Origin of the sequence: Leisingera sp. S132 (genome assembly GCF_025144465.1) — a bacterium.
In the GTDB taxonomy this organism is placed as follows: Bacteria; Pseudomonadota; Alphaproteobacteria; order Rhodobacterales; family Rhodobacteraceae; genus Leisingera.
The window spans coordinates 59,841-73,528 of the sequence record NZ_CP083554.1 but is presented as its reverse complement, the minus strand read 5'-3'; the positions used below and the strand labels follow the sequence as shown (position 1 = coordinate 73,528).

10 protein-coding genes are annotated in these 13,688 nt (G+C 64.0%); 6 read left to right on the top strand and 4 right to left on the bottom strand.

All coding sequences use genetic code 11. From position 1 onward, the window contains the following. Positions 1–24 precede the first annotated feature (24 nt). From tssK to K3725_RS19760, 5 genes are read left to right on the top strand one after another with little or no spacing between them, the layout of a single operon-like run. On the top strand, positions 25–1,365 hold the full coding sequence (gene tssK, locus K3725_RS19780; RefSeq protein WP_260018664.1) for a type VI secretion system baseplate subunit TssK: 1,341 nt from the start codon (positions 25–27) through the stop codon (positions 1,363–1,365). A 14-nt stretch (positions 1,366–1,379) separates the two neighbouring features. Then, the gene (gene icmH, locus K3725_RS19775; RefSeq protein ID WP_260018663.1) at positions 1,380–2,807 is read left to right on the top strand and encodes a type IVB secretion system protein IcmH/DotU; all 1,428 of its coding nucleotides are present in this window, start codon (positions 1,380–1,382) and stop codon (positions 2,805–2,807) included. Beyond that, a complete protein-coding gene (tssM, locus tag K3725_RS19770) occupies positions 2,804–6,376 on the top strand; it encodes a type VI secretion system membrane subunit TssM (protein ID WP_260018662.1) in 3,573 nt (1,190 codons plus the stop codon). The genes icmH and tssM overlap by 4 nt, the downstream gene beginning before the upstream one ends. Then, complete coding sequence (gene tagF, locus K3725_RS19765) at positions 6,376–7,023, top strand: type VI secretion system-associated protein TagF (protein WP_260018661.1); 648 nt, start codon at positions 6,376–6,378, stop codon at positions 7,021–7,023. Before tssM ends, tagF begins: the two co-directional genes overlap by 1 nt. Then, complete coding sequence (locus K3725_RS19760; protein ID WP_260018735.1) at positions 7,023–7,745, top strand: PP2C family serine/threonine-protein phosphatase; 723 nt, start codon at positions 7,023–7,025, stop codon at positions 7,743–7,745. Before tagF ends, K3725_RS19760 begins: the two co-directional genes overlap by 1 nt. Before the next feature lie 81 nt (positions 7,746–7,826). Here K3725_RS19760 and K3725_RS19755 read toward each other — a convergent pair whose 3' ends face one another. After that, positions 7,827–9,989 (bottom strand): serine/threonine protein kinase, encoded by a 2,163-nt coding sequence (locus K3725_RS19755; protein ID WP_260018660.1) that lies wholly within the window; start codon positions 9,987–9,989, stop codon positions 7,827–7,829. Positions 9,990–10,033: 44 nt separating this feature from the next. Then, entirely contained in the window at positions 10,034–10,609 is a 576-nt protein-coding gene (locus K3725_RS19750; protein ID WP_260018659.1) for an OmpA family protein, read from the bottom strand. A 182-nt stretch (positions 10,610–10,791) separates the two neighbouring features. Between K3725_RS19750 and K3725_RS19745 the strand changes: the two genes are divergently transcribed. Further along, a complete protein-coding gene (locus tag K3725_RS19745) occupies positions 10,792–11,634 on the top strand; it encodes a M15 family metallopeptidase (protein WP_260018658.1) in 843 nt (280 codons plus the stop codon). Between the two features lie 107 nt (positions 11,635–11,741). On the opposite strand, the gene K3725_RS19740 is transcribed toward K3725_RS19745, so the two are convergent. After that, positions 11,742–13,241 carry a caspase family protein gene (locus K3725_RS19740; RefSeq protein WP_260018657.1) on the bottom strand — a complete coding sequence of 500 codons (1,500 nt, stop codon included), beginning with the start codon at positions 13,239–13,241 and terminating at the stop codon, positions 11,742–11,744. Positions 13,242–13,360: 119 nt separating this feature from the next. Further along, positions 13,361–13,687, bottom strand: coding sequence for a hypothetical protein (locus K3725_RS19735; protein ID WP_260018656.1), 327 nt, complete (start codon positions 13,685–13,687; stop codon positions 13,361–13,363). Between the last annotated feature and the right edge of the window lies 1 nt (position 13,688).

Here is a 13,688-nt window from a genome sequence, read left to right as displayed (position 1 = left end):
GCCCGCAAGTGAGAGGAGATCCCGGTGTCCTGGGACAGCAAGGTACTTTGGACGGAGGGGCTGTTTCTGCAGCCGCACCATTTCCAGCAGTCCGACCGTTACAACGAGGCGCTGGTGTCCGGGCTGGCGCGGCGGCTGAGCCCCTATGCCTGGGGCGTGAACGGACTGGAGATCGACCATGAGGCGCTGAAGATCGGCCAGTTTGCGGTGAAGTCCTGCGAGGGTCTGACCCATGACGGCACCGTGTTCCGGGTGCCGATGGCGGATCCGCATCCGCCGGCAATGGAAGTCCCGACCACCGTCAAGGACTGCATCGTCTACCTGACCGTGCCGCAGCGCCGGCAGGGCGCGACCGAGGTCGATCTGAGCGGTGCCGAACGTTCGGCCAGCCGACTGCGCCCGGACGCGGTGGAAGTGACCGATGTGACCTCCACCGAGCGCAAGCCGGTGCAGCTGGACGTCGGCAAGATGCGCCTGCAATTCGCGCTGGAGGTGGATGATCTGGCCGACCTGCTGGCGATCCCCGTGGCGCGCATCATCGAAGTGCGCCCGGACAAGGAGATCGTGCTGGACCAGGCCTTTATCCCGTCCTGCCTGGATGTGCGGGCCGCGCCTGCACTCAGCGGGTTCCTGCGCGAGCTGGAAGGGCTGCTGGCGCATCGGATGGAGGCGCTGGCGGGCCGCCTGTCCGAGGCGGGCGGCGCCCGCGGTGTCGCGGATGTGTCGGATTTCATGCTGCTGGCCGTGGTCAACCGGATGCTGCCGCAGGTGCGCCACCTGCGCAACATCGAGAACCTGCACCCGGAACGGCTGTTCACCGCCTGCGCAGGTCTGGCGGGGGAGCTGTCGGTGTTCATGTCCACCGAAAAACAGGCGCCGGAGTTTCCGCCCTATACCCATGACAATCTGGTGGAATGCTTCGCACCGGTCATTCGGGTGCTGCGCCAGTATCTGAGCTCTGTGCTTGAGCAGACCGCAATTCCGATCAAGCTGGAAGCGCGTAAATACGGCATCTCGGTGGGTGTCATCGCCGACCGCAAGCTGCTGGGCAACGCGGGCTTTGTGCTGGCGGTCAGTGCCGACATCGCGGCCGAGGACGTGCGCAAGCATTTCTCGGGCCAGGCCAAGATCGGCCCCGTGGAAGAAATCCGCCAGCTGGTGAACTCAGCCCTGCCGGGGATCACGCTGCGCCCGCTGCCGGTGGCGCCGCGGCAGATCCCCTACCATTCCGGTGTGGTCTATTTCGAGATGGATGCGGACAGCCCCTATTGGCGCAAGATGACCACCTCGGGCGGCATCGCGGTGCATGTGTCGGGACAGTATCCGGGGCTCAAGATGGAGCTTTGGGCGATCCGTAATGCATAAGGGAAGGCGCTGAAATGGCTGATTATGACGATCCCTTTGCTGAACCGGGGGATACCGACAAGACGGTGATCAAGCCGAACCCCGGCGGGCGGCGCCCGGCCACGCCGATGCAGCAGCCGGAGGTTCCGCAGCAGACCCAGCCGGTGCAGGACCAGCCCGCGGATCCGGATCTGGATGCCTATGGGGTGCCGCAGGCTGCCGCGCCCAGGCCGCAGGCTGCTCCGGGCGGGGCCAAGGCGCCGAAGATGGCGCTGACGGGGATGAACCAGCTGACCGCCTGCGCCTCGACCCTGTTTGCGCTGATTTCGCGCATCCGCAACCGGGCCCAGCACATGGACCCGGACGGGTTGCGCAAGAATGTGGTGGCAGAGGTGCGCGCGTTTGAGAACCGCGCCCTGCAGGCAGGTATTGCCGCGCAGACGGTCAAGGTTGCGCGTTACGCGCTGTGCGCGACGCTGGATGACGTGGTGCTGAACACGCCCTGGGGCGGGCAGTCTGCCTGGGGGCTGCAGTCGATGGTGGCGACCTTCCACCGCGAGGTGGTGGGCGGCGACCGGTTTTATGACCTGCTGGCGCGGCTTGAGAAAGAGCCGGGCAACAATATCGACATGCTCGAGTTCCTCTATATGTGCCTGTCGCTGGGGTTCGAGGGCCGTCTGCGGGTGGAGCAGGGCGGATCGGAAAAGCACCTGCAGATCCGAGGCGCACTGGCCCGGATCATCCGCAACCAGCGCGGCCCCGTCGAGCGCGATCTGTCGCCGCATTGGGAAGGCATCGTCAAACCGTTCAAGGCGCTGTCGGTCTGGCGGCTGGTGTGGATCACCATGGCGGCGACCTGTGCCATTCTGGCGCTGCAGTTTCTGGGTCTCAGCTGGATGCTGTCGAACCAGACCGAAAACGTGGTCGGGCAGCTGACAATCGTGGACAGCGGCCCCAAGGCAGAGCTGGAGCGGCGCGCACCGCCGCCGCCGCCGCCGCCGTTGGCGCCGACCACCGAGGAACAGGTGGCCAAGGTTGCGGGCTTCCTGGAACCTGAGATCAAGGAAGGCATCGTGCAGGTCTTCCAGAAGGGCAACACGCTCATCATCCGGCTGACAGGCTCCGGCATGTTCGGCTCCGGCTCGGACCAGCTGAGCAAGGCGTTCCGCAACCCGGTGAACCGGGTAGCCGAGGCGCTGAATGACGAAAAGGGCAAGATCATCGTGGCAGGGCATTCCGACAACGTGCCGATCCGCTCCTCCCGCTTCCCGTCCAACATGGCGCTGTCGCTGGCGCGGGCGAAATCGGTGATGGCGGGCATGGCCGCCGTGATGAAGGATCCGGACCGGCTGTCGGCGGAAGGCCGCGCCGACAAGGAACCGATTGCAGACAACAGCACCCGCGCCGGGCGGGCCAAGAACCGCAGGATCGAAATCCTGCTGGTTCAGGAGGTTGAAGGATGATCCGCCGCTATATCATTCCCCTGTTCCGGTCGATCTACACCGTCCTGCTGATCCTGGCAGCGGTGCTGTCGGCCTGCGTGTGGTATTTTGCACCGTTCATCGGCACTGACAGCTGGCGCCCGTTTGACGGCGTGATGGCGCGGCTGATCGCCATCGGGGTGATCTTCCTGCTGTATTTCATCACCGTCGGCATCATCTTCTGGCGCCGCCGCCGCAAGGACAAGGAGATGACCGAGGAGATGGCGGAGGCCGTTGATACCTCGGAAGATGATGTCTTGTCCGAGGAAATCGGCGAGCTGCGCGGCAAGTTCAAGGACGCGATGAAGGAGCTGCGCAAGTCCAAGGGCGGGCGGCGCCACCTGAACGATCTGCCGTGGTACATCATGATCGGCCCGCCGGGTGCGGGCAAGACAACGGCCATTGTGAACTCCGGCCTGCAGTTCCCGCTGGCCGAGAAGATGGGCAAGGCCGCCATTGGCGGTGTTGGCGGCACCCGCAACTGCGACTGGTGGTTCACCAATGAGGCGGTGCTGATCGATACCGCCGGGCGCTATACCACGCAGGAGAGCGATGCCGAGGCCGACAATGCGGCCTGGCTGGGTTTCCTGGGGCTGCTCAAGAAATACCGCAAGCGGCAGCCGATCAACGGGGCGATCATTGCGATCTCTCTGTCGGATCTGTCCTTGCAGGATGAGATCACCCAGAAAAGCCACGCCGCCGCCGTGCGCCGCCGCCTGGCGGAGCTGCGCGAGAAACTAGGCGTGCGCTTCCCGGTTTATGTGCTGTTCACCAAGGCCGACCTGATTGCCGGCTTCCAGGAGTTTCATGACTCTTTGGGCAAGGAGGACCGCGAGCAGGTCTGGGGCTTCACGCTGCCCTTGCCCAAGGGCAAGAAGGAACAGCCGCCTATTGCCGGGTTCGACGAGGAATTCGGCCTGCTGCTGGGGCAGATCAACGCGCAGCTGCTGGAGAAGATGCAGACCGAGACCGACCATCAGCGCCGGGCGCTGATTGCCGGCTTCCCGGCGCAGGTCGCCTCGATGCGCAGGGTGGCGCGCGAGTTCCTGATGGAGGTGTTCCAGGACAACCGCTATGAGCAGCGCCAGATGCTGCGCGGGGTTTATTTCACCTCCGGCACCCAGGAAGGCACGCCGATCGACCGCCTGATGCTGGGCATGGCGCAGACCTTTGGCATCGGCCGCCAGGCGATTGGAACCGGGCAGGGGACCGGGCGCAGCTTCTTCCTGACCCGGCTGTTCGAAAGCGTGATGTTCCCGGAGGCCGGGCTGGTGTCGGCGGACGACAAGGTCGAACGCCGCTATCGCTGGACGCGGCGGATTGCGATAGCGGCCACTGTGCTGGTTGCGATTGCGATGGGGGGGCTTTGGGTGCGCTCCTACCTCAAGAACACTGATCTGATTGCCCAGGCTGAAGGCCAGGTCGCGGCTTATCAGGCCGCCGCGGCTGAGCTGCCGCCGAGCCCGGTTGGCGATACCGACCTGGTGCCGGTGTCGGCGGCGCTGAACAGTTTGCGCGACATGCCGGGCAATCCGGTTCTGGCTGACCCGGAGCCTGAGGGTGCCATGACCTATGGCCTGTATCAGGGCGAGGTGATCGGCACCCAGGCGGCGCAGACCTACCGGGGGGCGCTGAACCGGCGCTTGCTGCCGCGGCTGCTGGTGCGGCTGGAGCAGCAGATCGAAGGGAATATGAACAACCCCGACACCCTGTATGAAGCGCTGAAGATCTACCTGATGCTGGGCCTGCAGGGGCCGATGAACCCCGATCTGGTCAAAGAGTGGATGCGCCTTGACTGGGAAAACATTGCCTATCCCGGCATCGCCCGCAATCAGCTGCGCGCCGACCTGATGGACCATTTGACGGCGTTGCTGTCACAGCCGATGGAGGAGATCGCCCTGAACGGCCCGCTGATCGCCCAGGCACAGAACATCCTGTCGGAGATGCCGCTGGCCCAGCGGGTCTATAACGGCATCCTGAACTCGCAGCAGGCGACTGCACTGCCGAAATGGCGGATCACCGATGTGGGCGGGCCGTCGGTCAAGCGGGTGCTGGTCAGGAGTTCCGGCAAGCCGTTGAACGACGGGATCGAGGGCATCTTTACCTATGACGGCTTCCACAACGTGTTCCTGCCGGAAGCAGTCAGCGTTGCGGAGCGGGTTCACCGGGAGGCCTGGGTGCTGGGTGAGCAGAGCGAGGCGGCGCAGAACGAGGCAGTGCTGCTGAAGCTCAGCCGCGATGTGCTGGATCTCTACTACAACGACTACATCAGCCGCTATGACCAGATCCTGGGCGATATCGACATTGTGCCGCTGGAATCGCTGTCCCATGCAGTGGAAGTTACCAATGTTCTGTCCGGGCCGACCTCACCGATCGTCAATATTCTGACCGACGTCAGCAACGAAACCCGGCTGAATGAGGACAAGTCGCTTCTGGATGCGGGCACGCTTGCTGCGGGTGCCCAGAACGTGGCTGCGATCGAGGCGCGTACGAACCTGTCGATCCAGGGCCAGATCCTGCTGGAGGCGCTGGTCGGCTCTGCCGAAAATGCGCCCGGCCAGGCGGCCAAGCCGCCGGGCGCCTATGTGCAGGAACGGTTCCAGTGGCTGTATGACCTGGTCAACCGCCCCGAAGGCCAGCCGTCGCAGCTGGATGACCTGATGGGGCAGCTGCAGCTGGTCTATCAGGAGCTGAACAAGATGTCCTTCTCTGGCGTTGCGAACGGCGGCGAGAGCGGCCAGGCTCTGTTGCAGTTCCAGCAAACCGCCAGCCGCATGGGCGGGCCGCTGCCCCGCTGGGCAACTCAGGTGTCGGCGGGCTCGTCCGGGATCACCTCGGAGGGCACCCGAGCCTCGATCAACGCGCGCTGGCAATCGGCGGTGCTGCCGTTCTGCGAGCAGGCGCTGGCCAACCGTTATCCGTTCAACCGCTCGGCGCGCGCCGATGTGGCGATGGCAGATTTCGCCAAGCTGTTCTCGCCGAACGGGATGATCGACAGTTTCTTCAATGAAAACCTGCTGAAATACGTCGACACCCGCAGCCGCCCCTGGACCTGGAAGCGCGTCAATGACGTGGATCTGGGCATCAGCCCCGCAGTGCTGCAGCAGATGCAGTATGCGTCGGAGATCAAGGAAGCGTTTTTTGCCGGCGGCGCGCAGCCGGCGGTGAATTTTCAGATCACCGTCAACGCGCTGGACCCCAAGGCCAAGGAGGTGCTGCTGGAGATCGACGGCACCAAGGTGGCCTATAACCACCGCTCCGGCGCGCCGACGCCGGTGGCTGTGACCTGGCCGGGGTCTGTCGGGCTGGCGCGGCTGACGCTGCTGCCGCAGAAACGCGACGCTGAAAATGTGCTGTCGCGGGACGGGCCCTGGGCCTGGTTCCGGCTGCTGGACGCGGCGGAGGTGCGGCGCACCAATGTCTCCGACCGGCGGCGGGTGAACTTCCGCGTCGGCGGGCGGCTGGCGCTGTTCGAGCTGCAGTCCGGGTCCGTGATCAACCCCTTCGCCCTGCCGGCCATGGCGAAGTTCAGCTGCCCGAAGTCGATGTGATGGCGGGGTTCGGCGCCTTTGGAAAGATGCCGTCGGCCGGGGATTTTTTCCGGCTGAACACACCCGGCGGTTTTGTGCGGGTCTGGGATGCCTGGCTGCAGCAGGTTATGCTGGATGGCAAGGGTGCCTATGGCGCGGGTTTTGACGCGCATTACATGAGTGCGCCGATCTGGCGGTTTTCCCTGCCAGCCGGTCTGGCCGGGGCAGCGCCGGTCTGGGGGGTGATGATGCCGTCCGTTGACCGGGTCGGGCGGCGGTTTCCGCTGACCTTGGTTGCCGCGAGACCCGCTGCCAGTCAAGCGGGGCTGGATCATCGGGGCGCAGAGCCGCTGTTTGAGGGGCTGGAGGATTTGGCGCTGGATGCATTGGAGGACACCATGACCAGAGACCGCTTGGCTGAACGGCTTGCATCGATGCCAGTGCCCGAGGGCGTTCAGCCGGCGGCAATGGATGTGGTGATGGCCGGGCCGCTGGGTCCGGAGCGGCTGAAGGCATTGGACCCGCGCCTGGCTGGCTGCAGCCTGTGGACTGCGGTGCTTGACGGCGTGCCCCGGACGCTGGCGTGCAAGGGGCTGCCGCATGGTGCCGTGGCTTTGGGATTGTTCGATCTTGGCGCGCCGGTGTGGGCCGGGGTTGAGACGGCATGATGAACCAGCTGCGCAAATACCGTTATTCCGCGCAGACCCATGTGGGGCTCAAGCGCAAGGTCAATGAAGATTCCGTACTGGCGCTGCCGGAGCATGATATCTGGCTGGTGGCCGATGGCATGGGCGGTCATGATGCGGGCGATTTTGCCAGCCGGCTGATCGCCGATGCGGTGGCGATGATCCCGCTGGGCCTGGACCCGGCGGCGCGGATGCATGCGCTGCGCGAGGCGATTCAGAATGCCCATAAGGCGATCCGGGCCGAGGCCGCCGCCCGCGGCGGCGGCACCATCGGGTCGACCGTTGCTGCGCTGATCATGGCGAACCAGCATTTTGTCGGTCTCTGGGCCGGGGACAGCCGGATCTACCGGCTGCGCGATGGCCATATCGAGATGCTGACAGAGGATCATTCCGCCGTGGCGGAATATGTGCTGGCGGGCAAGATGACCTGGGACGAAGCCGAACAGCACCCGCATTCCAACGCCATCACCCGAGCCGTGGGGGTCGGGGACGAGCTGGAGATCGACAAGATCCGCGGCGGCACGGAGCCCGGCGACCGGTTCCTGGTTTGCTCGGACGGGCTGACCAAATACGCCACATTCCAGATCCTGGAGGATGTGCTGGGCAGCGCGCCCCTGGAAACGGTGGGGGATCAGCTGATCCAGATTGCTCTGACCGGCGGCGGGGCGGACAACATAACCGCCGTAGTGATCGACGTTCTGTAAGGCCGCCGTTTTCCGGTGCGGAAAACGGCCCGGAAAACTTGTGCTTTCCGAGCCGGAATTTTCTAAAATTCCGGCCCCTTCTCAGGGCTTGGCAGTGACCAGGACGCGGCTGTCGAGAGACCGGATGCGGCTCGAATCCGCCTCGTAGCTGGCCTTCAGCGCCTCCGCAAACCCCACCGCGCTTTCCGAGGTCGGGCGCATGCCGTCAAACAAAGGCTCTGCGGAATGCAGCACCAGAACCTTGCTTTTGCCCAGAGTGCTGTCGTCGACCTTAAAGGCGATGCCGCCGTTGGCGGCGGACTCTTCCAGGCTGTATGCGACCCGCACAGGGACATCCCCGGTTTCACCGCCGCGGAGGCTGGAAACAGCGTTGTCCTCGCGCGAGATATTGGGCAGAAGGTGGAACACATTGCCCGATACATCAAGGATCGAGACGGTCAGATACCCGTCGGTCACGTCATCCGGCAGCACCACGTCGATCACCGGGTTTTCGCCAACAAAGAAGCGGCCGGACGGGTTGGGTTCCACAGTGTCGCCACCGACGGCGAATTCCACTGCGGCGCCGCCGGGCGGGGCTTTGGGCAGGTGCTGTTCAACCACGCAGAGCGAGTCATTCAGCACTTCGACATCCAGGACCACCTGACGTTCATGGGCCAGCGCACGCAGCGCATCGAACAGTTCCAGCCGGGTAGCGGTGCTGGCAACCCGGCCGCTGATCAGGATCGGGTCAGCGGGGCCGTAGCCGTCGAAATGGCCATTGCCCTGGCGCGCCAGCGGCCCGCAATCCGCAAAGCTGTCCATGATTGCCTTGACCTCTGCAACCGGCAGCACCGGCAGCTCAAAGCGGATTTCGGCATTGCCCTCCAAGGCCCCGGGCAATCCGTTGCGGAACAGCTCGTTCAGCATCTCCGCCACGTTGGTGTCATCCGTGGTGCCGGTCAGCCGGGCCTTGTTGTTGCTGATGACCAGACGCCATTCGCGCAGGCCTTCCAGCGGCCTTACGGTATCCAGAACGTCGGCGCCCCAGGTGTCGGCAATCGCGCCGGATGCCAAAGTGAGGTCGGCATCCTGAGACACCGCCAGCAGCGCATCCCGCACCGTCTCAGACGGCACATTCCCGACAATTTCGACCGGGCCATCGGCGGGTTTCTCGGCAATGAAGGAATAGGGGCGCACTTCCGGGTAGCCGGGGTCCAGAACACTGTCGAGGAAACCGCCGAAATAGGCACCCGCACCGCCGCCGCCCAGCAGCAGAAGAATGGCCAGCGCTGCCCAGAGCCCGCCGCCGCCGTTCTTCCTTGCTTTGTCCGGCGCGGGCTTGGAGGCCGGCGGAGAAGCTGGGGCCGGCTTGCTGGCCTTCGGCACAATGATGGTGGCGTCTTCGTTCGGGGCATCCAGCAAATCGTCCAGACCGCCGCCGTCGGGATTGTCGAGGAAAGCCAGAACTTCGCCTGCGTTCTGGAACCGGTCCGCAGGATCCGGTGCGCACATCCGTTCAATCAAGGTCTTGAGCGGCTCAGGCAAACCATCGGTGTCCAGCGGCTTCTGCTTGTTTTCCACAACTTCCATCGGGTTGGCGCCCAGCTTGGGCGCGGCGCCGCGGAAGTTGGCAAGCAAGAGCGCGCCCAGCGAATAAATGTCTGAGCGGGCGTCTGTATTACCGCTCATCTGCTCCGGCGCGGCATAGGAGTACTTGCCGGCAAATTCATTCCCGACAATGGTCTGGGCGCCGGGGTTGGTGTCCTTGGCGATGCCGAAGTCGATGATCACGGCTTCGGCCGGGTCGCCGCCGCGCAGGATGATGTTGTCCGGGCTGAGGTCGCGGTGGACGATATTGCGGGCGTGGGCCGCCTGCAGGCCCTGGGCCACCCGGCGGCAGATCACCATCAGGTCTTCGGCGGCCATCGGCCCCTGCTTCAGGCGCTTGTCGAGGCCAGGGCCGTCAACATAATCCATCAGCAGGTAGATGTGGCCGTCCGGCGTGCGGTGGTTTTCAGAATACCGCACCACCGCCGCATGGCGGATTTCACGGATGTTCTCCTCGCGCGCCATCAGGACGGTAAAATCCTCATTGGCGGCGAGTTCCTGCTTCAGCACCTTCAGGGCAACCAGGTTGCCAGAAATTTCCGAACGCGCCTTGTACACGTCGGACGTGCCGCCGCGGCCCAGCAGGCATTCGATCCTGTAGGTGTTGTTGAGCAGATCACCCGGCTGGAACAAGTCGCCAGGGCGCGATTCAAGCATGGAAGTCTCCCTGGCCTCTTATCCGGCGCGGGTCCGGGCTGTTGTCAGCCCAGAGCCTGAAATTCTACGCGGCGGTTTTCATCGGCGCGCGTGTTGTCCTGATTGTACGGTGCAGTTTCACCCATCCCGATCGCTTTCAGCATATCCTCGCGCACGCCGCAGGAACTGATCAGGTGACGGCGCACTTCCTGTGCGCGCAAGAGCGACAGCCGCTCGTTATAGGCTGCCGAGCCGGAGCTGTCGGTGTGGCCGATGATCTGGAAGACAGTGCCATCCAAAGCTTTCATCGACGCGCACATGTTGGCCAGCTTCGGTTCCTGATCGGCGCGCAGGGCCGCGCTGTCGAAATCAAAGGAGATCTGAATGTTGATCTGCGCCTGCTGGTCCACGGGGGAATATTCCTCCGCCGCGGCGGCCACGGTTGTGGCTTCCTGAGTGCTGTCCTGGCTTGCGTCCGTGCTGCTGGGCACGATCACCAGACCGCGGGTCTTCTGTTTCTTGAAGGCTTCGGTGATCTCCTCGACCGACAGTTCGCCGCCGTTCGACTGCGCCTGCGCCATCGGTGCCAAAATCAGGCCGGCGCCGAGAATACTTGTGAAAATACCTTTCAGGCGGATCATGCTCTGCGCCCTCCCCTACCGTTTGAACATTGCAGGCAGTCTATACCAGCACTATCAGGCTGCCAATGGCGGGCAGGGCTGCGCACGGGAAAAAAACACGGTGTTTCCGGCAAGTTGTAAACAGGGGGTTTACTGCCCGGCGGCTAGTGATTGAAATGGGCGCAAACGGACCAGGAGGAAAAATGCGGGTTTTACCAGCAGTGATAATCGCGACCGGCCTGGTGCTGGCGCCGGCGGTCTGGTTCGGGCTTAGCTGGCTGCTGAGCGAAGAGGATTATCAAAGCGCCGGAGGCGTTGATTCCACCGCGCGGATCGAGATCGAGATGCTGCGCCAGCAGGTCGAAGATCTCCAGGCCCGGATGTCAGATCTGCAGAATGAAGTCGCCAGCCTGCCGGCAGGAGGGGCAGGCGCCGGCAGCCCTTTCACTGATGACGCGGCCGGAGAGGCCGCAATCTGGAACCAGACCGGCGGAGCTGATCTGGACTATGCCCAGGTGGTGCTGATCGCCGACCGGCTGAACGTGAACCGCGGCCTGCGGGTCACCGGCGGCTCATACCTGACCGAGAGGCTGGGCCGTCCGCGGGAAGATCTGAACGACACCTGCCAGCCGATGACCAACCCGGCTCTCAAGGAGAAGCTGGTGACCGAACAGGTCGGGCCGATCCGGGTCAGCATGCTGCGCCCGGCTATCGAAAGCCTGAAGGTGGTGTTTGAAAACATCCGTCAGGCGGATCCCGATCTCTATGCCCGCATCAACACCGCCGGAGCGCTGTGCGTGCGGCGGATCCGCGGCACGACCAATTCGCTGTCCACCCACAGCTATGGCCTTGCGGTGGATCTGAATATTGACGGCAAGCTTGACAACTTCACCGATGGCAAGACCCAGCTGGGGCTCACCATCATGGCGGACTTCTTTTACGATCAGGGCTGGGTCTGGGGGGCCGGTTTCCGGCGCGAGGACAGCATGCATTTCGAAATCAGCCGCCGCCAGCTGGATGAATGGATCGCCGGCGGGCTGCTATAGGCAGGCAGCCGGCCATTTGCCAGGACCCAGAGCGGCAGACTACAGATAAGATTGAGCAACCGCGCAGGGATCAAAGCCCGGAGCAGGCCGGACTTTGGGGAGCGTAACTACCCCTCCAGCCCGTAGGCCCGGCGGATGCCCCGCTGCGTGCCGGGCCCGAAATCTCCGTCAATTGCCCCGGCATAGAAGTTGTTCTCCTTCAATTTCTGCTGCAGGGCGCGGCGGGTTTCGGCGGTGAACATATTCGGGCGTTCGCTCAGCAGGTCAAGCACGTCAGAACTTCCGCTGCGCAGCGCAGCATAGAGGTAATGGGCGGAATCCCCTGGACCCTTCGACGGGATCAGCCCGTCATCAATCAGCGCCGCAAAATTGAACTGGGCCTGCGGATGGCGCAGGTCGGCAGCCCGTTCAAAGAACGTCAGCGCCTTTTTCGGATCGGCTGGCAGGCCCAGGCCGCCCTGGTAATGCAGGAAGCCGAGATCGTTGATCGCGTCGGCAAAATTCTGGGCGGCCGCAGCCTGGTAAAGCTCCAGCGCTTTAGCGGGATCCGCATCAACGCCGGTTCCGCGCTCATAGAGCTTGGCGAGCTCGAATTGAGCCTCCGGCGAGCCGGCATCCGACGCACGCTGCAGGAAATCCACTGCAGCCTTGGGGTCGAAACGGCCCTGGTTCGGGTTCAGGCGGATATAGGCGAGGCCCAGCATCGAGCGGGTGTCGCCGAGTTCGGCCAATGCCAGCAGCTGTTCTTCCTGGTCGGGCTTCAAGGCAGCCCAGGCAGCGGACGCATCCGCCACCGAAACTGGCGCGTCATTCGCACCGGGGCCAGCCAGATAGAAGGGCACACCGGTCAGCGAGCCATAGGTGTGCGGTTCCTGCAGGTTCGAGGTGCTTTGCAGCACCTGGTCGCGCACCTGGCGGAACATCAGGCTGATCTCCAGCCCCGGCTGCACCATCTTTTCCATCAGCGCGGTGGCATAAGGCGAGTTGCTGCCGCTGCCGTCCAGCGCCACCTGGCCGTCCTTGGCGGCAAAAGCCACCAGGGTGCCGCGGTCCGGGTCGGCAGGCGCCATGCCGCCGCCGCCGCGGGTGGTTTCCGTGGTCTCGGTTGTCTGGCTGCTGCTTGCCTCCAGCGCGATGGAATCCCCAAGCGGGTTGTCGCGGCAGCTGTCCAGGATCACGATCCGCATCTTGCGTGCCCGGTCGACCGCATTCAGCAGCTGTTTCAGCGACAGTGACTGCCGCTGCACATCAAGGTTGCTGGCCACCTTAGCGTCGGCGGGGATCAGAAAGTTCTCCCCCTGAACCTCAATCCCGTGGCCGGCAAAATAAACCAGCGCCAGATCGGCAACTTCCGAGCGGAAGGCAAAATCATCGAGCATCTGCGCCATTTCGGAGGTGCCGGGATCCAGTGCCAGGCTCACATCAAACCCGATGCCCTCCAGCGTGTCGGCCATGGCGACGGCATCGTTGCGGGTGTTTTCAAGCGGCGGTAGATACTGGTAGTCCGCCACGCCGATGACCAGAGCGATGCGGTCGCTTGCAGCCTGTGCGCCAGCAGCGGTGAGCAGGCACAGTGCGAAAATCAACGGTTTGAAAAGAAAGGACATGCGGGTACCCGGGCTCGCGAATTTTGCTTTTTCCCAATGTACCCGCTTGCGGGGGCAAAGAGAAAGCAAATTTGCCGCAGGTGTGTGCCCCGCCGGTTTCCGGGCGGGGCAGAAAAACTTCAGGTGCTGGCCATGCTGCCGGCGGAGCGGAGCCGGTCACGCAGCTTTTCAAGTGTGACCCCAGCGGCGGCAGCCGGGAGATCTGCCGGTCCTGCTTCATCGACCTGGGCCTGCACGCGCCTGTAGAACCCGGAGAGGCCCGACAGGGTCTGGATCACCAGGTCAAAGTCCTGCAGCGAGCGCAGCTCCTGGCTGGTCGGGGCCGTGCCCCGTTCCAGCACGTCGAGGACGACGTCCTCCAGCGCTTGCATCTGGCTGCGCAGCTGCTCCATTTCCCAGGCCGAAGCGGCACAGAGTTCGCCTAGGGCTTTGTCGGGATGCTCCATG